Source organism: Pseudonocardia parietis (assembly GCF_017876315.1).
GTDB lineage: Bacteria > Actinomycetota > Actinomycetes > Mycobacteriales > Pseudonocardiaceae > Pseudonocardia > Pseudonocardia parietis.
The window spans coordinates 115,857-138,015 of record NZ_JAGINU010000001.1 but is presented as its reverse complement, the minus strand read 5'-3'; the positions used below and the strand labels follow the sequence as shown (position 1 = coordinate 138,015).

26 protein-coding genes are annotated in these 22,159 nt (G+C 72.0%); 16 read left to right on the top strand and 10 right to left on the bottom strand.

What is annotated here, in order from left to right:
* The first annotated feature begins 4 nt into the window (after window positions 1-4).
* Window positions 5-1,171 (top strand): LLM class flavin-dependent oxidoreductase, encoded by a 1,167-nt coding sequence (locus JOF36_RS00685; protein WP_210024498.1) that lies wholly within the window; start codon window positions 5-7, stop codon window positions 1,169-1,171.
* A gap of 27 nt (window positions 1,172-1,198) precedes the next feature.
* On the opposite strand, the gene JOF36_RS00680 is transcribed toward JOF36_RS00685, so the two are convergent.
* Both JOF36_RS00680 and JOF36_RS00675 read right to left on the bottom strand, forming a co-directional pair.
* Window positions 1,199-1,630 (bottom strand): DUF1707 SHOCT-like domain-containing protein, encoded by a 432-nt coding sequence (locus tag JOF36_RS00680; protein ID WP_210024497.1) that lies wholly within the window; start codon window positions 1,628-1,630, stop codon window positions 1,199-1,201.
* A gap of 160 nt (window positions 1,631-1,790) precedes the next feature.
* Entirely contained in the window at window positions 1,791-2,726 is a 936-nt protein-coding gene (locus JOF36_RS00675) for a zinc-binding dehydrogenase (RefSeq protein WP_307862153.1), read from the bottom strand.
* 187 nt (window positions 2,727-2,913) lie between these two features.
* Between JOF36_RS00675 and JOF36_RS00670 the strand changes: the two genes are divergently transcribed.
* The 7 genes from JOF36_RS00670 (at window position 2,914) to JOF36_RS00640 (ending at window position 9,169) form a co-directional block, all read left to right on the top strand.
* The gene (locus JOF36_RS00670) at window positions 2,914-3,621 is read left to right on the top strand and encodes a TetR/AcrR family transcriptional regulator (protein ID WP_210024496.1); all 708 of its coding nucleotides are present in this window, start codon (window positions 2,914-2,916) and stop codon (window positions 3,619-3,621) included.
* Window positions 3,622-3,757: 136 nt separating this feature from the next.
* Window positions 3,758-3,961 (top strand): hypothetical protein, encoded by a 204-nt coding sequence (locus tag JOF36_RS00665; RefSeq protein ID WP_210024495.1) that lies wholly within the window; start codon window positions 3,758-3,760, stop codon window positions 3,959-3,961.
* A gap of 80 nt (window positions 3,962-4,041) precedes the next feature.
* Window positions 4,042-4,980, top strand: coding sequence for a DNA-binding protein WhiA (gene whiA, locus JOF36_RS00660; protein WP_210024494.1), 939 nt, complete (start codon window positions 4,042-4,044; stop codon window positions 4,978-4,980).
* Window positions 4,981-5,074: 94 nt separating this feature from the next.
* Window positions 5,075-6,316 (top strand): ATP-grasp domain-containing protein, encoded by a 1,242-nt coding sequence (locus JOF36_RS00655; RefSeq protein WP_210024493.1) that lies wholly within the window; start codon window positions 5,075-5,077, stop codon window positions 6,314-6,316.
* Between the two features lie 57 nt (window positions 6,317-6,373).
* Entirely contained in the window at window positions 6,374-8,398 is a 2,025-nt protein-coding gene (locus tag JOF36_RS00650) for a hypothetical protein (RefSeq protein ID WP_210024492.1), read from the top strand.
* Between the two features lie 96 nt (window positions 8,399-8,494).
* Entirely contained in the window at window positions 8,495-8,677 is a 183-nt protein-coding gene (locus JOF36_RS00645; protein ID WP_210024491.1) for a YegP family protein, read from the top strand.
* 225 nt (window positions 8,678-8,902) lie between these two features.
* Window positions 8,903-9,169: a DUF4287 domain-containing protein gene (locus JOF36_RS00640; RefSeq protein ID WP_210024490.1), complete on the top strand. Its 267-nt coding sequence runs from the start codon at window positions 8,903-8,905 to the stop codon at window positions 9,167-9,169.
* A gap of 316 nt (window positions 9,170-9,485) precedes the next feature.
* Here the strand turns inward: JOF36_RS00640 and JOF36_RS00635 are convergent, their stop codons facing one another.
* On the bottom strand, window positions 9,486-10,004 hold the full coding sequence (locus JOF36_RS00635) for an aminoglycoside phosphotransferase/kinase family protein (RefSeq protein ID WP_210024489.1): 519 nt from the start codon (window positions 10,002-10,004) through the stop codon (window positions 9,486-9,488).
* Window positions 10,005-10,071: 67 nt separating this feature from the next.
* Window positions 10,072-10,326 (bottom strand): hypothetical protein, encoded by a 255-nt coding sequence (locus JOF36_RS00630; RefSeq protein WP_210024488.1) that lies wholly within the window; start codon window positions 10,324-10,326, stop codon window positions 10,072-10,074.
* 220 nt (window positions 10,327-10,546) lie between these two features.
* Here JOF36_RS00630 and JOF36_RS40635 point away from each other — a divergent pair, with 220 nt between their 5' ends.
* Together JOF36_RS40635 and JOF36_RS00620 are read left to right on the top strand one after the other, a co-directional pair.
* Window positions 10,547-11,818, top strand: coding sequence for a sensor histidine kinase (locus JOF36_RS40635; RefSeq protein WP_210024487.1), 1,272 nt, complete (start codon window positions 10,547-10,549; stop codon window positions 11,816-11,818).
* Window positions 11,815-12,489 (top strand): response regulator, encoded by a 675-nt coding sequence (locus tag JOF36_RS00620; protein ID WP_210024486.1) that lies wholly within the window; start codon window positions 11,815-11,817, stop codon window positions 12,487-12,489. Before JOF36_RS40635 ends, JOF36_RS00620 begins: the two co-directional genes overlap by 4 nt.
* Window positions 12,490-12,511: 22 nt before the next feature.
* On the opposite strand, the gene JOF36_RS00615 is transcribed toward JOF36_RS00620, so the two are convergent.
* Window positions 12,512-13,432 (bottom strand): type II CAAX endopeptidase family protein, encoded by a 921-nt coding sequence (locus tag JOF36_RS00615; protein WP_210024485.1) that lies wholly within the window; start codon window positions 13,430-13,432, stop codon window positions 12,512-12,514.
* 111 nt (window positions 13,433-13,543) lie between these two features.
* Window positions 13,544-14,122 (bottom strand): TetR/AcrR family transcriptional regulator, encoded by a 579-nt coding sequence (locus JOF36_RS00610; protein WP_210024484.1) that lies wholly within the window; start codon window positions 14,120-14,122, stop codon window positions 13,544-13,546.
* A gap of 24 nt (window positions 14,123-14,146) precedes the next feature.
* Between JOF36_RS00610 and JOF36_RS00605 the strand changes: the two genes are divergently transcribed.
* The 4 genes from JOF36_RS00605 (at window position 14,147) to JOF36_RS00590 (ending at window position 18,508) form a co-directional block, all read left to right on the top strand.
* Window positions 14,147-15,013 carry an alpha/beta fold hydrolase gene (locus JOF36_RS00605; RefSeq protein ID WP_210024483.1) on the top strand — a complete coding sequence of 289 codons (867 nt, stop codon included), beginning with the start codon at window positions 14,147-14,149 and terminating at the stop codon, window positions 15,011-15,013.
* Between the two features lie 115 nt (window positions 15,014-15,128).
* A complete protein-coding gene (locus JOF36_RS00600; RefSeq protein WP_210024482.1) occupies window positions 15,129-16,634 on the top strand; it encodes a nitrilase-related carbon-nitrogen hydrolase in 1,506 nt (501 codons plus the stop codon).
* Between the two features lie 10 nt (window positions 16,635-16,644).
* Window positions 16,645-17,865, top strand: a complete 1,221-nt coding sequence (locus tag JOF36_RS40630) for a sensor histidine kinase (RefSeq protein ID WP_210024481.1) — start codon at window positions 16,645-16,647, stop codon at window positions 17,863-17,865.
* Window positions 17,858-18,508 carry a response regulator gene (locus tag JOF36_RS00590; protein ID WP_210024480.1) on the top strand — a complete coding sequence of 217 codons (651 nt, stop codon included), beginning with the start codon at window positions 17,858-17,860 and terminating at the stop codon, window positions 18,506-18,508. The genes JOF36_RS40630 and JOF36_RS00590 overlap by 8 nt, the downstream gene beginning before the upstream one ends.
* Here JOF36_RS00590 and JOF36_RS00585 read toward each other — a convergent pair.
* The 3 genes from JOF36_RS00585 to JOF36_RS00575 are packed head-to-tail and all read right to left on the bottom strand — an operon-like array spanning window position 18,493 to window position 20,214.
* Window positions 18,493-19,170: a DNA alkylation repair protein gene (locus JOF36_RS00585; protein ID WP_210024479.1), complete on the bottom strand. Its 678-nt coding sequence runs from the start codon at window positions 19,168-19,170 to the stop codon at window positions 18,493-18,495. The genes JOF36_RS00590 and JOF36_RS00585 overlap by 16 nt on opposite strands.
* 24 nt (window positions 19,171-19,194) lie before the next feature.
* Window positions 19,195-19,848, bottom strand: a complete 654-nt coding sequence (locus JOF36_RS00580) for an SRPBCC family protein (protein WP_307862152.1) — start codon at window positions 19,846-19,848, stop codon at window positions 19,195-19,197.
* Window positions 19,849-19,857: 9 nt separating this feature from the next.
* On the bottom strand, window positions 19,858-20,214 hold the full coding sequence (locus JOF36_RS00575; RefSeq protein ID WP_210024478.1) for an ArsR/SmtB family transcription factor: 357 nt from the start codon (window positions 20,212-20,214) through the stop codon (window positions 19,858-19,860).
* Window positions 20,215-20,272: 58 nt separating this feature from the next.
* Here JOF36_RS00575 and JOF36_RS00570 point away from each other — a divergent pair, with 58 nt between their 5' ends.
* Window positions 20,273-20,842, top strand: coding sequence for a P-loop NTPase family protein (locus JOF36_RS00570; RefSeq protein ID WP_307862151.1), 570 nt, complete (start codon window positions 20,273-20,275; stop codon window positions 20,840-20,842).
* A gap of 115 nt (window positions 20,843-20,957) precedes the next feature.
* Entirely contained in the window at window positions 20,958-21,563 is a 606-nt protein-coding gene (locus JOF36_RS00565) for a dihydrofolate reductase family protein (protein WP_210024477.1), read from the top strand.
* A 58-nt stretch (window positions 21,564-21,621) separates the two neighbouring features.
* Here the strand turns inward: JOF36_RS00565 and JOF36_RS00560 are convergent, their stop codons facing one another.
* On the bottom strand, window positions 21,622-22,017 hold the full coding sequence (locus JOF36_RS00560) for an HsmA family protein (RefSeq protein WP_210024476.1): 396 nt from the start codon (window positions 22,015-22,017) through the stop codon (window positions 21,622-21,624).
* Window positions 22,018-22,159 lie beyond the last annotated feature (142 nt).

Here is a 22,159-nt window from a genome sequence, read left to right as displayed (position 1 = left end):
GCCCGTGACCAGATTGCGGTTCGGCACGTTCCTGGCCCCGTTCCACCAGCCGGGGCAGAATCCGACCCTGGCGCTGCAGCGGGACCTGGAGCTCGTCGAGCACCTGGACCGGCTCGGTTACGACGAGGCCTGGATCGGGGAGCACCACTCGGCCGGTTCGGAGATCATCGCCTCGCCGGAGATCTTCATCGCCGCGGCGGCCGAGCGGACCCGGCGGATCAAGCTCGGCACCGGCGTGACCTCGATTTCCTACCACAATCCGTTGTGGGTGGCCGACCGGATGGTGATGCTCGATCACCTGACCCGGGGCCGGGCGATGCTCGGCTGCGGGCCGGGGTCGTTGCCGACGGACTCGGCGATGATCGGGTTGAACCCGACCGACACCCGTGAGCTGCTCGCGGTGAATCTCGACATCATCATGCGGTTGTTGCGTGGTGAGGTGGTCAACGCCGAGACCCGCACGCACACGCTGATCGATGCGCAGTTGCAGCTGGCGCCCTACAGCGACCCGTGTTTCGACGTGGCGGTGGCGGCGGTGGCGTCGCCGACCGGGCCGCGGATGGCGGGCCAGCACGGGGTGGGGTTGTTGTCGATCGGGGCGACTCTGACCCAGGACGGGTTCGATGCGCTGGCCCATCACTGGAGCGTGGTCGAGGAGCGGGCGGCGCATCACGGGCAGCCGGCGCCGGATCGCAGCTCGTGGCGGCTGGTCGGGCTGATGCACATCGCCGAGACCCGGGAGCAGGCCTACCGGGAGGTCGAGTACGGGATCGAGCACTGGTTCCGGTACTTCCAGAAGGTGGCGGCGTTCCCGCAGATGGCGGTCGAGGGCGGCGACATCAAAGAGATGATCGACTTTATCAACGACGCCGGGATCGGGGCGATCGGCACGGTCGACGACGCCAGGGCGCAGGTTCAGAAGCTCGTCGACCAGTCGGGCGGCTTCGGCGCGTTCCTGCTGCTCGGTCACGAGTGGGCGAACCCGGAGGCGACGAAGCGGTCCTGGGAGCTCATCGCCCGGCACGTGATGCCGGAGTTCCAGGGTCAGGCCGCGGGGACGCTGGCGGCGAAGGACCGGGCGTCCTCGACCCGGGAGCAGCACGCCAGGACCCAGCTCGACGCCGTGGACACCATGACCAGGCGCTACGAGCAGGAGAAGGCCGGGGGCTGACCTGCCCGCCGGCCGCGGCGCGGTGGTCTACCTGCCGCCGCGCCGTGGCCGGCCCACCCCGGTCAGCCACAGTGACAACAGCACCGCGCCCGTCGGGGCGGCGAGCGCCAGGAACCACAGCGGGGACAGCTCGGTCAGCAGGGCGATCACGGTCCAGCCCGCGGCGGCCGCCGCGGTCACGCACAGCCAGATGATCGACAGGACCTTCATCGCGACACCGCCGGACGACGCGGAGAAGATCAGACCGTCGGCGGGACGCTGCTTGGGCATCGCCGGGAGATCGCGGGTCACCCTGGCCAGATCGCCACGGGTGCGCATCTGCCACACCTCGACCACCCGGGCGTCGAACTCCGACAGGTCGAGGTAGCCCGCACCGTGTGCGGCGCGCAGCCGGTCGGCGACCGTCTGCCGGTCGGCGTCGGAGATCCGGACGTCCTCGGGGTGCACCGGCTCGTTCACCACATCGACTATGCCCGCGTGGCCCCCCGTTCTGCCAGGAGCGCGCGGCGTACGGCTCGGGCCGGCGCAGCTCGTGGCGGCCGGCCCGGTCGCGCACGTCCCGGCGGCCCACGAGAGGCACAGGAGCGTTCTCGGCGAGAGATCGAACTACCCTCGTGGGCTACGGCTCGAGCACAAGCTTCCCGACGGCGGTGCGCTCGGCGTGGCGGCGGGTCGCCTCCTGAGCCGCGTCGAGCGGCAGCGGGATGGGCTCGGGCGGGTGCAGCTCCCCGGCCGCGATCCGCTGGAGGACCGTGGCCGCGAGCGCGCGCGAGGCCGCCGGGTCGGTGCGGGACCAGTCGCCCCAGTCGACGCCGACGACCGTCCGGTTGCGCAGCAGCACGATGTTCGCCGGGAGCTTCGGGATCGTGCCGGAGGTGAAGCCCAGGACGCAGAACCGGCCGCCGGCCCCCAGCGCGCGCAGCGCCGACTCGGCCACCGGCCCGCCCACCGGATCGACGACGACGTCGGCGCCGCCACCGGTCCGTTCCCGGATGGTGTCCTTGAGGTCGTCGTAGCCGATCGCCTGCTCCGCCCCGGCGACCACCGCGGCGTCCCGCTTGTCCGGGGTGGAGGCCACGGCGAGGACCCGGGCACCGGCGGCGCGGGCGCAGTCGACGGCCGCCAGCCCGATCCCGCCGCCCGCGCCGAGCACGACCACCTGCTCGCCGGGCCGCACCGCGACCCGGTGCTCGAACGCGAACGCCATCGTCCCGTAGTTCTCCATCGACGAGGCCGCGATCCCGGCGCCGACGCCGTCGGGAACGGGCACGACGGCCTCGGCGGGCAGCACCACGTGCGAGGCGAAGCCGCCGAACGACGGCAGCAGGGCGGCGACCCGGGCACCGTCGAGCGTCCCGGCGATCGCGCCGCCCGGGGTGAACGGCAGTGGCGGTCTCACCTGGTAGCCGCCGCGGGCGATCAGGCCGTCGACGAAACTGACCGCCGCCGCCTCCACCTCGACCAGCACCTCACCCGGACCCGGCCGTGGTGTCGTCTCCTCGACGATCTCCAGCCGTTCCGGATCGGCGAACTCCCGGCAGAGCACCCGTCGCACCAGCGCCTCCTCGTGTCCTCGTCCCGGTGCAGCCTGTCACGCCCGGCCCGGCCGGATCCGTGCGACGGTCTCCGCGCCCGGGCGCCGTCCCGGGGACGAGCACCTGATCAACTGGCGACCGCGCCCGGCCGGGTTCGTGTTCCTCGCCGTGACGCGCGCAGACAGCCGATGGAGGATCATCGCGACCGTGTCCGACGCCGACCGTCCCGACAGCCGTCCCGCTCGTGCGGGACGCCCGGCCGACGGCCGCAGTGCGCGCTGGGACGCCCACCGTGCGCGCCGCCGTGAGCAGCTGGTCGACGCCGCGCTGACGGTCCTCGGCCGGGAGGGTCAGGAGTTCGGGCTCGACCAGGTCGCGCACCAGGCCGGGGTGACCAAGCCGGTGATCTACCGCCACTTCGGGGACCGCGCGGCGTTGCTCGACGCGATGGCGGAGCGGGCGACGAACCGCCTGATGGAGCGGCTCATGCCCGCGATCTACGACGAGGGCGTGGTCCGGCACCGCATCCACGCCTCGGTGAGCGCCTTCCTGGGCTTCCTCGACGACTCCCCGAACGTGCACCTGCTGTTCCGGCGCCGGCTGCCGGGACAGGGCGGCGAGGTCGTCGACGCCGGCCGGGCGTTCATCTCCGACGCGCTGGCCGGGCTGCTCGGCCGCTACGTCGAGCTGCTCGGGTTCGACGCGCCGGAGCTGGTCCAGGTCTGGGCCCAGTCGCTGGTCGGGTCGGTCCAGGCGACCGCGGAGTGGTGGCTGGTGCACCGCTCCCTCGACCGGGAGGTCGTCGCGGAGCACCTCGCGCTCCTGGTCTGGGCCCAGATCGACGGCCTGGCGCGACAGAACGGGCTCGTCCTCGACCCCGAGGCACCCCTCCCGGTGAGTGCCGAGCCGAAATAGTCGTTACGCCGCGTATACGGTAACCTCCCGGGCCGACCGGCAGATGCGCTACGGTGTGCAATCAATCGGTGACTGAGTGTACATGCGCACGGGCCTCTCGTAGGGCTCCGGGCGTGCCGCGTGCGGAGGGGGACCCATGGCGGACGGTACGAGCGAGCGGGCGGCGCAACGCCCGGAACCCGGGGTGCCCGACGACCTGGTTCCCGGCGGGGCCCGGGCGAAGGCCCGTGGCTGCCTGTGCTCGGTACTGGCCAACGCCGCGTACCGCTCCGGGTCCGTCGAGGACCCCTGCATCGATCCGCGGTGTCCCATGCACGCCGATCCGGGCGGGGTGGCCTGACCGGTCCCGTCCGTCCGGCGGGACGTGGCCGCCTCGCGGGAGACGTGGCCCCCGCCCCGTGTGCACGGCAGGAGAGGTTCGTGTTCGACCCCGAGCGCATCACCGCGGAGCTGCACCGCGAGCTCGGCGCCGTCCGTGAGGAGCGCCCTGCGGTCCGGCAGGCCGGCGTCGTCACCCAGCTACGGCTCGCCGGCGACCTGACGGCGACCGGTGGCCACACCGTCGTCCGGGCCGAGTTCCCCGCTCCGGAGCTCGCCGTCCGGCTGTGCCGCGAGCTGACCGAGCTCTACGGTCGTGCGGCGGTCCGCACGGACGTCGTCACCGCGGGCGGGCGACCGCTGCGCTATTTCGTCAAAGTGACCGGTAGCGGGTCCGACCTGGCGCGGGCGACCGGACTGGTGGACCGGCTGGGCCGGCCGGTCCTCGGTCTGCCTCCTGCCGTCGTCGGCGGCGGGGCGGCCGTCGCGGCGGGCGTGTGGCGCGGGGCGCTCCTGGCCAGGGGGCGGATCGTGCGGCCGTCCGGACGGGCCCGGATCCACGTGACCTGCCCGGGGCCCGCCGTCGTCCTCGCGTTGGTCGGTGCGGCCCGAGCGCTCGGTGTGCTGGCTGCCGGGCACGAGACGGCGACCGAGCACCGGGTCGTCGTCCGGGACCCGGAGAGCGTGGACACCCTGCTGCGGGCGACCGGTGCCGAGGGCGTGGCGGACGTGCTGCGCCGCTGCGCGGACGTCGCCTCGCCGGTGCCGTCGACACCGAGCGCGTCGCTGGAGACCGTGAACGCCCGCCGCGCCGCCGAGGCCGCCGACCGGACCACCGCGCGGGTCCGCTGGGCCCTCGACGTGCTGGGGGCCGGGGCGCCGTCACACCTGCGTGCCGCCGGTCTGCTGCGGGTCGAGCACGCGACGCTGTCACTGTCCCGGCTGGGGCTGCTCGCCGACCCGCCGATGTCGAAGGACGCCGTCGCGGGCCGGCTGCGGCGGCTCGTCGTCCTCGCTGAGGAGCACGCCGGTCCGAGCTGACGTCCGCCAGGATCGGCCCGGTAAAGGCGGTCGGGGTAGGGTCCGGCGGGAAGCCCCATTGAATGGGATGCGCTGAAACGGGAGGAATTGTTGCATGCCCCGGCCCGAATCGGTCAGCAGGAACCCTGAAAAGGGCTATGTCGCGCTCCTCGGGTGGAGTCTCAGTGCGGTCGAGGCACTCGATCGTTTCGATCGGCGATATGTCGTCGTCGCCCCGGACTGGGCGGAGGAGTACTGCTCCGAACACGAGATCCCGTATGTCCCGTGGAACTTCGAGCGGATCAACGACCGGTCGGGGGAGATCGCCGAGACGCTGCAGGAGATGGGCGTCGACGTCGCGATCCCGCTGTTCGAGGAGACGGTCGAGTGGGCAGGCGCGATCAACTCGGTGCTGATGGACAACCCGAGGCTGTTCGGCCAGGCGATGCTGCTGCGGGACAAGGCGCTGATGAAGCGCCGGGCCCAGCTGGGCGGGATCCGGGTGGGAATCTTCGAGGAGGCCCACGACCGGGACGACGTCATCCGCTTCCTCAAGCGGGTCAACCAGACGTTGCTCAAGCTGGCCGGTGACCCGAACGACCCGATCCACCTCAAGGCGTTCGACAAGGCGGGTTGCCTGGGGCATCGCGTCATCCGCACGCCGGACGAGGTCGACACGATTCCGGACGAGGAGTTCCCGGTCCTGATGGAATCCCACCTGGACGGGTGGGAGTTCGCCGTCGAGGCCTGGATCCACAACGGGAAGATCAAGTTCCTGAACATATCCGAATACGTCACGCTGGGGTATTCGGTGTTCGTCCCCGCGACGCCGGAGCTCGAGCGGTACCGGCCGCAGATCACCGCGCAGATCGAAAAGCTGATCAAGACCTTCGACATCGAGTTCGGGTTCGTGCACCCGGAGTACTTCGTCACCTCCGACGGCGAGATGTACTTCGGCGAGGTGGCGTACCGGCCGCCGGGCTTCCGGGTCTTCGAGCTGCTGGAGCGGGCGTACGGCTTCAACGCCTACCAGGCGCTCGTGCTGGCGTTCGACCCGAAGACCACCGAGGAGGAGATCGACGCCTTCTTCCCGACCGAGGTCGAGGACGCCGAGGGCGTGGCGGGTTGCTTCGGCGTCTACCCGCGTCGCCGGGTCGTCAGCGAGCTGCAGATCCCGGAGGAGACCGAGGACGACGACTACTACGAGTCGCACGACCTCTCGGCCCCGATGGAGGAGACGGTCACCAAGAGGACCGCGTTCGGCACCCACTGGGGTCTGCTCTACTTCTTCGGCGATGATCCGTACCGGATGCGCGATCTGTTGAAGAAGCAGGAAGAACTCGACTTCTACGTCTGAGGGCCCCCGTCAGCGGGGACACCGGAGGACGGGGAAGACCTGAACGAGGGAAGCTGTGTGAAACCGACCGCCGACGTCGCGGGTGAGGACTCGGTGCTGGACAAGCGCCTGGCCTCGCTCGACGACGCCACCCGGGCCCTGGCCCGGACCGCCGACTTCGGCAAGACGACGAAGTTGCGGCGGGTCCTCGAACAGCTGCGCCGGGTGCTGCTGCAGCCGGGCGGCGCCGCAGGCGTCCAGGCCCGGGCCCAGGAGCTGGAGGAGGCCGGCCTGTTCCTCGGGACGGACTGGGCGACTCCGGAGATCCTGGTCCCGTCCCTGGTCGGGCCGGGCCTGCACAGCGGGGACGCGGACACCGTGGTCATGGAGGCGACCAGCGAGCTGCGCACGCTCGCGGTCGCCTGCGGCGACTACGTGCACCCCACCCTCGCCCCGGAGGACGCGCGCGAGTTCCTGTCCCAGGTGCTGGCGATGAACCTGGAGCTGCTGTTCACCCCGCCCAGCGAGGCGGAGCGGACGCGGCAGGGGCGGACCGCGCAGCTGATCCGGGACCTGTTCCGGCACGTGGCCGAGGGGGTCGGCTACGACGTCGTCCTCGACAAGCTGGTGGAGGAGATCTGGCGGATCCTGCGTCAGCGCCCGATCCAGGTGGACCAGGTCGAGTCGCTGATCACCCGGCTGTCGGTGTGGCGCGGCGACCCGGATGTCGACCTGTCGGCCGGGCAGGGCCTGGACCGCTTGATCACGGCGCTGTTCGGGACCACCGAGGCGTGCCGGGAGGACCCGGGGATCGAGGTCTTCCGGTCCCGGCTGGAGGCGATGGACACCGGTGGCCTGCAGTACGAGGCGTCCGGTTTCGCCCGCGCGATGCACGACACCGGGCTGGTGTCGCCGTATCACGCGGATCTCCTGCAGTTCCTGCGGCACGAGAGCGACTACCTGATCGCCGAGGCTCTCGGACTGTCCGACACCGGCAAGAACTGCCTGCTCCGTTACCGGGACCTGGTGCACCGGCTGATCGAGGAGGCGGTGACCCCGCAGACCGCCCAGTGCATCTACGGGCTCGCCCTGCTCCTCGACCGCGGCATTCTGCACGAGCCGCCGATCGTCCCGTCGCTGTGGCGGCAGATCGCGCTCGAGCTCTCGCCCGCGGCCCGGGAACGGCTGGTCGCGGCGTTCGGCGACGAGCCGTCACCGAACGCTCGGCTGCTGGCCGGTGTGCTGTCGATGCTCGGGCTGCCGCTGGGCGTCGGGCAGGGCGACAACCCCACCTGCCAGTCGGCGCGGGCACTGTCGATGTGGGCGTACAACGACCCGGACTACCTGCTGCAGATGGTCGTCTGGGCGGCCCGCGACGACGAGATCATCATGCACTTCGAGGGGCAGCGGATCTCCTCGCAGGAGAGCGCGGCCGGGGTCGCGCAGACGCTGCCGGTCGATCTCGACCCGGTGTCGCTGCTGGTCGTGCCGCACCTGGACCGGATCTACGCCGAGATGGGCCGCCGGTGCGCCGACCGGCCCGGGGACCCGCACCGCTGGGTGAACCCCGAGTTCCACGGCTGGTGGGCCGCCCGCGGGTTCCACATCAACGTCGACGTCGCGACCGGGAACCTGATCGACCTCGACGACTTCCTGCGGCAGTTCCATGCGAGCTACCACCCGTCGTACAACGGCGGGCAGCCGCTGATCCACCCGCAGCCTGCGGGTATCGCGGTGACCGACAGCGCCGCGCGCTACGTCGGCTGGCACGCGATCACGATCCTGCGCGTCGCACCGGACCCGCAGGACGTGATGCGGGTGTACTTCTACAACCCGAACAACGACAGCGGGCAGGACTGGGGCGACGGCGTCGTGGTGTCCACGGCGGGCAACGGCGAGCGGTTCGGCGAGGCGTCGCTGCCGTTCGACCAGTTCGCGTCGCGGCTCTACATCTTCCACGTCGACCCGCTCGAGCACGGGGAGAAGGAGAAGGTGCAGGCCGAGGACATCGCCCGGATCATCGGCTACATCGAGCGGAGCTGGGGCGCCGACCGGCTTCCCGCCGGGGACCTGCAGGCGACGGAGGGCCCGGCCCCGGGCTGAGGACCGTTGCGCCATGATTCGCCGCGTCGCGCGCTGGGTACCCGCCTCCAGATCATCAGCCGATGATCACGCTCAACGAGCACTGTGGAGGTTCCCGTGGCAGGCAAGTTCGAGGTCTACGAAGATCGGGCCGGAAAGTTCCGGTTCCGCCTGAAGGCGAGCAACGGACAGGTCGTCGCATCCGGTGAGGCCTACGAGAGCAGGTCGGCCGCGCACAAGGGGTGCGAGTCGGTGCAGAAGGCCGCCGACGGAGCGAAGGTCGAGGAGGTCGCTTCCTGATCGGGGCAGGCACGACGACCTCCCCGGGATCAGGCGGCCGACTGCCCTGACGGCATGTACTGGTATGGGCTGTAGTGCCGAGTAGGTCCCAGCTGTGGTCGTGCACGAGGTCGGCGCCGGGTAGCCCGCTCTCCAGCAGGGCGGACCGGGTCGAGGTGAGTGGCATCACAGCGATCTTTCCGAATGGACCGGTCAGATCCGGACCCGGGTCCGGTCCATATCGGTATGAGCGGATTTCAGACCTACCTCGACAACGCAGAGGCGCGGACCGGCATCACCCCGCGGGCGTTCCTCGACCTGGCGCAGGAGCGCTGCCTCACCACGGCGAAGGTCGGCGAGATCGTCGCCTGGCTCAAGGCGGAGTACGGCCTGGGGCACGGGCACGCGGCGAACCTCGCGCAGCTGATCTCCAAGGGGCCGGACGCTGTCGCGGAGCGCCACAACGGCGGTGCGCCGCTGCGGCTGGACGGGCGCGTCCCGGGCGAGGCGTGACCCCTGCCGGGGCGCGCGTGTTCAGCGTCTGATGCGGTCGGACCCGTCGGGACGGGTGCGCCGCTACCGGGCGGCCCGCTCACCGGCTCAGCAACGCCGCCCGGGTGCGGGCCCGCTCCTCGTCGCCGTAGCCGAAGACGTGCGCGGCGAACGGCGACGGAGGGTCCGGCGCCGGGCTGAGGGTCAGTCCGGGGGGTCGAGCGCCTCGGCGACCATCCGGTGGCCGTGGCGCTCAAACCGTTCGTCCCCGACCTGGTACGCCCAGACCGCGGTGCCGATCGCCTCGCGGAGACGTTCCCGGCGCCAGGTGTGCCGGTCACGCGGGTCCGTCCGGCCAGGACACGATCTCGGCACGCAGCCGCGCCTCGGTGTCCGGGTCGATGCTGTGCGGTCCGGCCAGGTGCTTCCACGCGCGGTCGCGCATGCGGGCCTCGTAGCGGTCGTCGACGGCTGCGTACTGGCCGTGCAGCCGGGCGAGCAGCCGCCCCGCTTGCCAGTAGGTGTCCGGGTGGTTCTCGGCCGGATCGCGTTCGACGAGGACACCCGGCAGGTAGCGCGTGACCAGCACCTTCGCCTCGTCGTCGGCGTGCACGAGCTCGGGTACGCGCCCGTGCAGCGGACCGAGCCACTCGCGGTGGGCGCGTAGCTCGCGGGCGATGTGGGTGTCGGCGTCGTCGCCGGCCTTGACGATGAGGTCCTGCCCGGCGCACCGCAGCTGGAGCACGGTCGTGCCGATCAGGCCCCAGGAGCGGTCGCGCACGAACTCGGCGCCGGGTAGCCAGGCGTCGAGGAAGGTGCGCTGCTTCGGTGTGAGCCGGGGCGGGACGGGAAGCACCGCGCCGACCGTAGCCGCCCGGAGATCGACCGGCCGCAGCTCGCCGCAGGCACGACGACACCCGGGATCAGGCGGCCGGGCGCCCCGACGGCGCGTGACCGACCTCCGTCCGGGCACGACGCCGGTAGTGGTCGCGCACCAGCAACCCACCGGCCACGAGCGCGAGGACGCCGAACGCCGACCCGACGAACGGCAGCCCCGCCAGCGAGCAGATGCCGTTGGCGACGACGGCGGCGGCCAGGAGTACCCACAGGAGGCGGCGCGGGACCCCGCGCGCCGGGGTGTCGTGGTGCGTACCGGTGGTGGTGGGAGTGCTGCTCATCGAAGGTGCCTCTCGTCGTGGGGGACGGTGCCCCGTGGTCGTCCGATGTGGTCCAGTCTGGTCGAGGTGCTGCCGGGACACATCGTTCGGAGGTAGGCACCTCCCGGCCGACATCTTTCGATGGAGGCGGAGCGGGCGGTGGCCGGCGGTGCGGCGCCGTACCGGATGATGTCGGGACGAGTCGCTCGGCGACGACCGACGAACAGCATCGCGGAGGACCGTGCCCACGCAGCCACCACACCGGTCCGCCCCGCTCCACCCGGTACCCGCGACCGTGTGCGGGCTGGTCGCGATCGGCCTGCTGTTCCTCCTGCCGTCCGCCGCGGCCGCGGACCCGACACTCGGCCCCGTGCCGAGCCCGGCCGACGCCGGATGGTGGACGGTCGCCGCGGTGCTGGTGCTGCAGGCGCTGGTGGTCGCCTGGGTGGGCAGGTTCCCCGCGACGGCGCTGCCGGGGCTGGCAGCTCTCCCGTTCGTACTGGTGTGGGCCGCGCCGGGTGTGGCGTTCAGCCTGACCGTCGTCGCCCAGCTGACCGGGGTGTTCCTCGCCGTCGTCGCCCGGCCGCCCCGGCGCCGGCTGTGGGGCGCCCTGGGGGCCACGGCGCTGTTGCTGGCGACCGGGCAGTTCCTCAACGAGGCCCGGAGCGGCGGAACGGACACCGTCATCGCGGTGACCGGTGCGTTGCTGCAGACGGTCGTCGTCGTCGGGCTTCCGCTGTTGCTCGGGCTGGTGATCGCCGCGCAGCGCGACGCCCACGACGCCCGGTACCAGGAGGTACGGGCGCTGCGCCGGGAGCAGGACGCCCTGCTGCAGGCCGCGGTGTCGCGCCAGCGCGTGGCGATGTCGCGGGAGCTGCACGACATCGCCGCCCACCACATGTCCGGCATCGCGCTGATGGCCGCGGCGATGGACCGGCAGATCGACTCCGATCCCGTCACGGCGAAGGGCTCGGCGCGCCAGATCCGTGAGCAGAGCAGCGCCGTCCTCGACGACCTGCGGCGGCTGGTCGGCCTGCTGCGCGAGGAGGCCGACGCCGCCCGGCCGGTGGAGACCCTCGACGCCGTCGCCGCGCTCGTCGACACCCGCCGGGCCGCGGGAGCCGAGATCGACCTCGTCGTGCCGGAGGGTGACACCGGACCGGGTGCGGGCGTGGGCCCGCTCGCCCACCTCGTCGCCTACCGGATGGTCCAGGAGTCCCTGGCCAACGCCGCGGCGCACGCCCCGGGTGCGCGGTGCGCGGTCGAGATCGACGACCTGCACGATCGCCGGCTCACGATCACCGTGCGCAACGGGGCATCCACCGGACCCGACCCGGGTCCCGGCGGCGGGTTCGGGCTGATCGGCATGGCCGAGCGCGCGCAGCTGGTCGGCGCCGACCTCACCTACGGCGCCACCCCCGACGGGGGCTGGGAGGTCCGCCTGACCCTCCCGGTCGACGACACGATCAGTAGGACGCGCGCGCCCGCGCCGCTCACGGAGGACACCGCATGATCCGCGTGCTCATCGCCGACGACCAGCACCTGGTCCGCGCCGGCCTGTCGGCGTTGCTGGGCTCCGAGGCCGACATCGAGGTCGTCGGCGTGGCCCGTGACGGGGACGAGGCGCTGACGATGGCCCGGGACCTGGTGCCCGATGTCGCCTGCCTCGACATCCGGATGCCCGGCCGCAGCGGCATCGAGGTGGCGCGCGAGCTCTGCGCACCGGATGCCGTCCCGCAGGTGCCGGTCCTCGTGCTGACGACCTTCGACCTCGACGACTACGTCTTCGGGGCACTGGAGGCCGGGGCGTCGGGGTTCCTGCTCAAGGACGCGGCGCCGGAGGCCATCGTGCACGCCGTCCGCCAGGTCGCGGCCGGTCAGGGCACCATCGACCAGACGCTCACCCGCCGGATCATGCAGGAGTTCGTGCACCGTCGCGGCCTGCAGCCGGTGGTGGCCCGGCGCGCCGAGGACCTGCTCACGCCGCGCGAGCACGAGATCCTGATGCTGCTCTCCCAGGGCATGTCCAACGACGAGATCGCCCGCACCCTGGTCGTCGAGGTGTCGACGGTGAAGTCCCACCTGGCGCGGATGCTGCCCAAGCTCGGCGTGCAGTCCCGGCTGCAGGCGGTCGTCTGGGCCTACCAGAACCACATCGTCACCGTCCCCGGTCCGGGCGCCTGAGGCCCGGACCCGGGGACGGTGGTCATGCGGCACGGGGCCCCGGATATCCGAGCCGTCCGCGGGTTCCGACCAGGACCAGCACGGCGGCGACGACCGCGCCGGTCGCCATGGCGTGTGACGCGAGGTTCTCGTCGATCGTCGGGAACATCTCCGACCAGATGATCGAGGCGAAGTTGTTCACGCTGACGTGCGCGAGCATCGACAGCGGCAGGCTCTCCCCGGTGCGGTTGAACACCCAGCTCATGACGAAGTTGAACGCGATGCAGAACACGGCGAAGGACACCGGGCGGGTCCAGTCCGCGTCCGGGAAGCCGCCCCACTCGGTGAGGAACAGCGGCATGTGCCAGAGGGCCCAGATCGGTCCCAGCACCATCGAGGCGGCCAGCGGACCGAACCGGTTCTGCAGGCGGGGCAGCGCGAAGTCACGCCAGCCGGGCTCCTCGGCGAGGCCGGTCGTGACCATCTGCAGGATCAGCCCCGGGACGTAGGCGGCGACCGCCATCATCGACGGGGCGCTCACCTGCCCGCCGGAGAACGCGTAGCCGGTGGCCAGCATGGCCGCGGGGACGCCGAGCAGGGCGATCGCGTACCAGTGCCAGCGGACCCGCCAGCGCCACATCCGTCCGACCCAGCGCCGCAGCCCGGCGCGCCCGTCCGCGACGGCGGTGATGAACAGCGCCGACGCGATCGGGCCGAGGTAGGCCCCGGGCAGCACCCCGAGCAGCTGGCTCGTGCCCAGGATGTCGGGGAACCGGTAGGCCCAGATCCCGAGGCCGTTCTGCGACAGGATGTAGGGGATCCAGGCGAGCCAGCTCATGACGTTGGCGAGCACGAAGAAGCTGATCAGCGGATAGCGCCGGACCACTCCGAGCACGCCCCCGCCCCCGTCCCGCACGGGCGTAGTGGGTCCGGTCCGCTGAGGGGCTCGATTCGAGATCGTCATGGGAGGAAGTCTCGGATCCGGCGGGGTGCCGGCACGAGATGCGAAGGATCGAAGGTCCCGGGTGCCATCGAAAGACGCAGGAGGCGTGTTCCGGCACGGTGGACGGGATCCTCACTGCTCGGCGGCGGCCGGGGGGAGCAGCCGGTCGAGCAGTGCCTCGACGGAGACGGAGCCCGGGCCCAGGACGAGGCAGTCCGTCCGCATCCCGTCGAGGGCGTGGAGGAGCAGGTCGGCTGCCGCGGCGGGGCTCGTCACGGCCGCCCGGGCGAACTGGGCGGCGACGAGTTCGTGCAGGAAGGCCCGCTGTCGGCGGTAGTGCTCCGCGAGAGCCGGTCGGGTCGCGGCGCGAAGGGTGAACGCGATCGCCACGGCCGCCTCTGCGGTGCGCTCGTCGTCGAGTGGGAGCAGCTCCTCGACGACGGCCTCCAGCACCCGCCGGGGCGGGGCCGGTGGGCCCGGTCGGTCCGCCCGGGCGTGTAGCCGGTCGGCCCAGCGCCGGCCGTGGTGCTCGAGCGCGAACAGCAACATCTCGTCCTTCGTGCGGAAATGGTGCTGGAGGGCGCCGGTCGTCACGCCGGCCTCGGCCGCGATCTCGCGCATGCCGGGGAAGCCGCCCGCCCCGTGCGCGATGGTGCGCCCGACGGCGTCCGCGATCGTGGCGCGCCTCGTGTCCGGATCTTGTCGCTTCACCATTACATTTGTAATGTAGCAGCCGTGAAGCTGAGCGGGTTCGTCGACGACGCGGCACGAGAGCGGTTCGCCCACCGCTACGCCGAGGTGCTCGCACAGCGGTGGCCGCCGCACGAGCGGGTCGAGATCGCCACCTCGTTCGGGCCGACGGGGGTCGTCCGCGCCGGAACCGGTGCCGGCGCGCCGGTCGTCCTGCTCGCCGGCGGCAGCGCCAATGCCGCGACCTGGTCGCCGTTGCTGCCGGCGCTGGCCGGGCATCCGATCCTTGCGATCGACGTGCTCGGCGAGGCCGGAGCGAGCGAGCAGACCGCCCCGGTCGCCGACGCCGCCGCCCGCGCCCGGTGGCTGGCGGAGGTGCTCGCCGGGGCCGGGGTGGAGCGCGTGCACCTGGTCGGGCTGTCCGCCGGCGCGTCGCTCGTCCTCTCGTGCGCGACGCGGCTGCCGGAGCGGGTCGTGTCGGTGGTGGCCCTCGAGCCCGCCCGCTCGCTGGCGCCGGTGCGCGCCGCCTTCTGGTGGCGGGTCGTCACGGTGCTGGTCACCGGCTCACGGGGTCGTGCCGATGCGTTCCTGCGCTGGTGCCGGGGTGGGGACGAGGTCCCCGAACCGCTGCGCGGTCTGCTGATCTCCGCGTTGACCGAGCACCGGAGCAGGGCGGTGCCACCACCGGAGCGGCTCGCCGACGACCGGCTGCGCGCGATGACGATGCCGGTGCTGGTCGCGCTGGGCGCCCGCAGCCCGGTTCACGACGTCGGGCGGGTCGCCGACCGGGCCCGGCTGATCCCGGACGTCGAGGTGCACCGGGTCGAGGGCGCCGCCCACGGCCTGTTCGCCGAGCGGCCGGATGAGGTCGGTCGGCTCGTCGCGGCATTCCTGCGTCGCGTGGAGGCGTGACGCCGGCCTGTCCGGGACCCCCGTCCACGGACCGGGGCGGTTCGAGACCGCAGACCCGTGTCCCGCAGCGCCCCCCGTCCTAGCGTCCGTTGCGGACTCGACCACGGGGGGACACATGTCCGGAGCACCATCGACCCAACGACGGCGGGCGCGCGCGACGTCCGCCCCGAACAGCCTGTTCCTGCTGGCGGCGGGCGCCGTACTGCTCGTGCTCAGCCAGCACGGGAACCCCGGCATCGGCCTGGCCGGCTGGTTGTTCGCGATCCCGCTGCTGCGCTACGCCCGGCAGGCGTCCGTGTGGACGGGGGCGCTGGCGTTGGCGGCGATCCACGCGGTGGCGGGCGTCGTGTGGGTGGTCGGCATCCAGCTCCCCACCGACGAGATCCCCTGGGCGGCGCTCGTCGGGTGCGCGCTGCTCAACCTGATCCTGGTGCTCCCGTTCGTCGCCGACCGGCTGGTCGCGGTCCCGCTGCGGGGCGCGCACCCGGTGGTGGCGAGCCTGGTCTTCCCCAGCGCACGGGTCGCCGCGGAGCTGGTACTGCTGACCGTCAGCCCGTTCGGCACGGTGTTCGGGTCGCTGGCCGCCTCGCAGCACGACAACCTCGCGCTCCTGCAGCTCGCGTCGGTCACCGGGGCCTTCGGGATCAGCTTCCTCATGGCCTGGTTCGGCTCGGCGGCGTGCGAGCTGTGGCAGCGACCGGGATCGCTGCGGCCGGTCGGGATCGTCGCCGGCGTGACGGCGGTCGTGATGGCCGCCGGTGCCGTGGTGCTGGCGATGCCGCCCGGCGGGGAGACGGTCCGGGTCGCCGGTGTCACGCCGCCACGCGCACAGGAGTCGGTGACCGACCAGATGCCGTCCTGGGAGGAGGCGGCCCGCGATCCCGCGACGGTCCGCCGGGTGATGGCCCCGGTGACCGAGGGGATGCTGGAGAGCTCCCGGCGCGAGGCGGCCGCCGGGGCGCGGATCGTGCTCTGGTCCGAGGCCGCCACCCTGGTGCACGAGACCGATCTCCCGGAGCTGATCCGGGACGCCGGCACGATCGCCGCCGAGCACGACGCGTATCTGCTGGTGACGGCGGGGGTGTTCACCGAGGAGCCGCCGCACGGGCGCAACCTCCTGGCCGTGGTCGGTCCGGACGGCCTGCACCGGGTGACCTACGACAAGGTGCACCCGGTGGCGGGGCTGGAGGACATCCGGCCGGGCACGCTGCCGCCACCGGTGCTGCCGACCGAGTTCGGCCGCCTCGCCGCGATGATCTGCTACGACCTCGACTTCGGTGACACCGCGGGTGTCGACGCCGACGTCGTGCTGCTGCCCTCGGCCGACTGGGAGGGCTTCGACCGGCTGCACACCGAGAAGGCGGCGATCCGGGCCGTCGAGTACGGGTACGCGGTGGTGCGCCAGGACGCCTACGGCACCGCCGCCACCTTCGACGCGCACGGCCGGACGCTGGCGAGTGCGGACTACTACCGCACCGACCAGCAGGTGATGTCCGCGGAGGTCCCGACCGTGGGCGTCCGGACGGTCTACGCGACGATCGGCGATGCCTTCGCCTACGGCTGCGTACTCGTCCTGATCGGACTGGTCGCGGTCGCGGTGGTCGTGCGCCGGCGCAGATAGCATCCGACCTGTGGCGTCCGACGACGCGCCCGGCCCGCGGACCACGGCCGGCGGGGGACGAGCCGGACGGACGGCTCCGCCGCCCCGGTTCGACCGGCGGATCGCGCTCGCCCTGGACACCAGCTCGTGGGCCGGCGTCGTGGTGATGTCCGTACTCGGGATCCTCGGACTCCAGGAGCCCGGGGCCATGATCGTCGCCGGGGTGCTCTGCGCGGGCTACGGGGTGCTCGACGTCCTCGGCCGCTGGAGCGGGACGATGGCCTGGCGCCCGGAGGTGCTCCTGGGGCTGCAGACCGTGCTGGTCGCCGCGCTGTTGCTGCTGCCGTCCCGGCTCCAGGACGCCTTCGGGTTCCTGCTGGTGCTGCTGAGCATCCGCAGCGTGCTGTTCCTCGGTCCGCGTGCGGGCTCCGTCTGGATCGCGGTGTTCTGGATCGTGTCCGCGTCCACGGCCGTGTGGCGGCAGGGCGTGGAGGGATTGTTCGTCGCCGCGTTCAACCTCGGGGTCTACCCGCTGTGCGGGATGGTCGGGTACGCGCTCGTCGCGCTCTCCCGCAGCATCGCCGAGCGGGCCGACGCCCTGGCCGAGCTGCAGCTCGCCCAGGCCCGGTTGCGCCGGGCCGCCGTCGGTGAGGAACGGCGGCGGCTCGGGCGCGACCTGCACGACAGCGTCAAGCAGCAGGTGTTCGCCGCGACCATGCAGCTCGGCGCGGCCCGGGCGCTGCTCACGGAGCGACCCGACCGGGCCGCCGAGGCGCTGGACCGTGCCGAGCAGGCGGCCCGCCGGGCAGGCGCCGAGCTCAACATCGTGATCCACGAGTTGCGGTCCGAGGATCTCGACGACGGGCTCGCCGTCGCGCTGCGGCGGCTGACCGACTCCTGGTGCGGGCAGACCGGGACCGCGGTCCGGATCGAGGTCGACGAGGTGTGCGTGTCCGGGCGGACCGAGGACGCCCTGCTGCGGGTCACGCAGGAGGCACTGTCCAACGTCGCCCGGCACGCGGACGCCCAGCAGGTGCGGGTCGCGCTGGCGGAAACCGCCGACGGCGTCGCCCTGACGATCCGCGACGACGGCCGCGGCTACGACCCGGGGCGGGCCCGCACGGGCGTGGGCGTGTCCTCGATGGAGGAACGCGTCGCCGCGCTCGGTGGGTGGCTGGACGTGCACACGACCCAGGGCGGCGGCACCACGGTCCGCGCCCGCATCCCCCACGACGGAGACGAACATGGGTGACTCGGTGACGGTGATCCTCATCGACGACCACGAGGTCGTCCGCGAGGGCGTGCGGGCGTTCCTCTCGACCCGGGACGACATCGACGTCGTCGGTGAGGCGGACGGGGAGACGACGGGGGTCGCGCTCGCGGCCGGGGTGACCCCGGATGTGGCACTGGTCGACCTGATCATGGGCGACGGTGACGGCGTCACCACCACCCGGCGCATCAGGCAGGTCAGCCCGCGGACCCAGGTCGTGGTGCTCACCTCGTTCGACGACCGGAACTGGGTGATCCCGGCCCTGCGGGCGGGAGCGCTGTCCTACGTGCTGAAGGACGTGGACGGGACCGAGCTGGCCGATGTGGTGCGCCGGGCCGCGATCGGGGAGGCGGTGCTGCACCCGCGCGTCGCGGGACACGTCGTCCGCCGGTTGCGGCACGAGGCGACCGAGCCGTCGATCGCCGACCTGACCGAGCGGGAGCTGGAGGTGCTCCGGATCATCGCGCAGGGCGCGAACAACGCCCAGATCGCCGCCGAGCTCGTGGTCAGCGAGAAGACGGTCAAGGGGCACGTGAGCAACGTCCTCGCCAAGCTGCAGGTGGAGGACCGGACCCAGGCGGCCGTCTTCGCGTGGCGTACCGGGGTCGTTCACGAGCCGCGCTGAGCTCCTCGGCGCACCATCTCGGCGATCCAGGTCGGCGCGAAGGGAGACGTGCAGCCCGGGGACGTCGGGTAGTCCTCGAGCACCTGCAGGCGCTCACCGATGTCGATCGCGCGGGTGCGGTGCTCGGCGTGCTCGATGCCGATGTGGCTGAGGCACGTATTCATCGCCCACTGCAGGCGATCCGGGGCGTCCTTCATCTCCGCCTCGATGACGTCGAGCAGGGCTGCGAGGTCGAGGCCCTCGGGCTTCTTCGTCACGCGTTCGGTGGTCAACGCCCAGCCGGCGCCGGCGACCACCGGATCCGGATCAGCGGACCAGGCCAGGCGCAGCTCCTCGGCGTGCGGGTTCTTCTTCACGACATAGTTCACGAGCCAGTCGTGCACCTTCGGGACGTGCGCCGCGCGGAGCATGGCGTCCAGCTCGGCACGCTCGAAAGCCTTCGGGCGGCAGACCAGGATCGCCAGCAGCCTCGCCGCGGTGTCCTCCGTGTCCCAGAGCCGGCGCGCGAGCTCCTGCTGGGTCTTCAGCCGCTTCGCGAGCGCGCGCAGCTTGCCGAGGTTCACGCCGTGATCGTCACCGTGCCTCTCGTTCACCTCACGGATCTTCGGGTTCTCGAGCGCGGCGAGTTCGGCCATCACCTCGGCGGCCGTCGTGTCGGTCACCTCAGCCTCCTGCGTCTCGGCACGTCATACGGACTCCTCGCCCAGGTAGAAGGCGGTGGTGCGGTTCGCGGCCGCGGTGGCGGCGTCCTCCGGTGTTCCCGCATGTACCGATGCCTCGCCCCAGCGCCCGCTCACAACACGGATGAACTGCTGGGCGGGTGCGGTCCCGGCGAAGGCATCAGGATCGTCCGGACGGCCCTCCCCGGTAACCAGGTACAGCGCCAGGCCCAGCAGGGCGAGGTCCCAGCCCACCCCTGTCGCGCCCGGCCCGAACTGCGTCCAGAACTCCGAGTCGACGTCGCCGGTGTACTCGTGCTCGAGAGTGAGACGGGCCTGGTCGCCCTCCGGGGTGAGGTGCACGGTCAGCCGGCTGGAGTCCCCGGCGAACTCCCACGTCACGGTGAACGACTGCGGTGGCTCGCAGGCCACCACCTCGCCGGAGGCGTTGCCCTCGACCTGGTAGCGGCCTCCCAGCCGCAGGTCCCCGCTCACCGGTGCGAACCAGCGCTCGAGCCGGTCGGCCCGGGTGCAGGCCTCCCAGAGATCGTCCACCGTGGTCGGATAGGACTGGCTGATGGTCTGAACCGCGTGCTGCTTCTTCTCGTCGCGGTCGACGGTGAGGTCGCGGCGCACCTCGTCCGGTTGTGCGGCGATGATCTGCTCGGGTGGCTGGGGCACGGGCTGCTCCTACTCGTGGGTCGGTGTCGGTGCGTCGCTGTCTCGTCGTGCCTTCTTGCCGCGGGCGATCTCGGTCGCGAGAGCGTCCAGGCGCGGCGCCCAGAACCGCCGGAACGGATCCAGCCACTCGTCGACGCTGCGAAGTGGTGTCGGGTCCAGCGTGTACACCCGGCGGGCCCCTTCGGCCCGGACTCCCGCGAACCCCGACTCCCGGAGCACCTTGAGGTGCTGGGACACCGCCGGTTGGCTGATTCCGAACTCGTCGCCGACCACGCGGACGACCTCGCCCGCCGACATCTCGGCGCCGGCCAGCAGCTCGAGGATCCGTCGTCGGACGGGATCACCGAGAACATCGAACGCGTGCACGACACGAGAATAAGGAAGTGCCGATATAAGTCAAGGACGATAACCGTACAATCGCGGCGTGCTGCGTTGGAACGACCCACTGCCCTGCCGACCGCGCCGCACCATCGTCGCCGGGGTGTCGGGCTCGGGTAAGACGACCTTGGCCGCCCGCATCGCACCGATTCTGGACGCTCGGCACACCGAGATCGACGCGCTCTTCCACGGTCCCGGCTGGGTGCCGCGTCCGTCGTTCACCGACGACGTCCGCCGGCTGGCCGAGTCCGACGCCTGGACCACCGAGTGGCAGTACGGCGCGGCCCGCCCGCTGCTCGCCGCTCGCGCGGACCTGCTGGTGTGGCTCGACCCGTCGTTCTGGACGGTGACCTTCCCGCGGGTGCTGCGCCGGACCTGGCGGCGCAGCCGGAATCGCGAGGCGCTGTGGAACGGCAACGTCGAGCCGCCGCTGCACCGGGTGCTGGTGGACCGCGAGCACATCCTGCGTTGGGCGGTCTCGACCCGCCACAAGTACCGCGAGTCGGTCCCGGCCGTGGCGCAGGAGCACCCCCGGCTGACGGTCGTGCGGCTGCGGTCGCCGGCCGAGGTCGAGGGCTGGATCGCGGGACCGCTGGAGGAAGCCGGGCGGGGGTAGCCCGGTACGGGCGGTGGCCGACGACCGGCCCGGAACGGAACCAGCCGAACGGACCCGATGAGTTCGTGGCCCGTGGCCGGTCCAAGCGCATGACGCCCCAGGAAAGGACACCGCCATGTCAGAGCTTCTCGTCGACTTCATCACCTCCCTGGACGGCCACGCATCGGGGGAGGGCTGGCCCGGGTTCTGGGGCCTCGAGGGCCCGGAGTACCTCGCATGGCTCGGCGAGCAGCCCGAGGTCACCTACCTCATGGGAGCGAACACCTACCGCGAGATGTCAGGTTTCGCCGCCGGCGAGGTCCCGAGCGACCAGGACGAGTTCAGGCCCGAGGAAGAGGCGTCCATCGACGAGCTCACGCACGCGTCCAAGGTGGTGTTCTCCTCCTCGCTCGAGGAGCCGCTGACGTGGGCCAACTCCACGCTCGTCCGCGACGACGCCGTCGAGGTGGTCCGCGCCATGAAGGAGAACGGCTCGGGGCTCCTCAGCACGATCGGCAGCCTCAGCCTGTGCCGGTCCCTGCTGAAAGCCGGACTCGTCGACCGCTTCCGCGTCGGGATGTTCCCGGTGATCACCGGGGCCACGGGCACAGAACGCATCTACGACGGCTACCCGGACGTCGCCCTCGAGATGATCGAGCACCGCACCTTCGACGGCGGCATCCAGATGGTCGAGTACAGGCCACGCGTGCTCGAGCATCCGCCGCTCGCCGCCCCTGCGTGAGACGGACGCTCCGGGAATGCTCCGACAGCCAACCCACCGACGACGCCTCGAGGGGCGCTCAGGCGACCATCGAAGCGGCCATCCCGGAGAAGTAGGGGATCAGCCAGATCCCCCATACCGCAACGCTGTAGCGATGGAACCGGGCACGCTCGGCGGGCCGGTTCCGAACCATGACGAGCATCGCCCAGATCAGGTGTGCGGCCATGAGGATCAGCGCGATCAGCCCGGTGGTCGACATGATCGTCTGCAGTACGGCGCTGAGCCCGGGCGGCGGCGGGGGCTGTGTCGCGGCGATGCGGGCCATGACCGCGGTCCCTGCGATGTCGAACGTGAGACCGGCTCCGAAGGCGCCGACATGCCACCAGCGCAGCGAACCGATGCGGCGTTCGGCCCACACCCCGAGTGTGTAGAACACCAGCGCGGCGGTGATCAGGACAATGGCGGAGACGAGCATCAGGATTCCTTCGCGATGGTGAGGACGGTCAGCAGGAGCGAGCAGGTGGGTGCGGCTCCTTGTCGGTGGGACGGGGTCCAGGCTCTCGTCGTCGACGACCCGCCACATCGATCCGGCGAACGCATCTGAGGGGCCGTGAGGG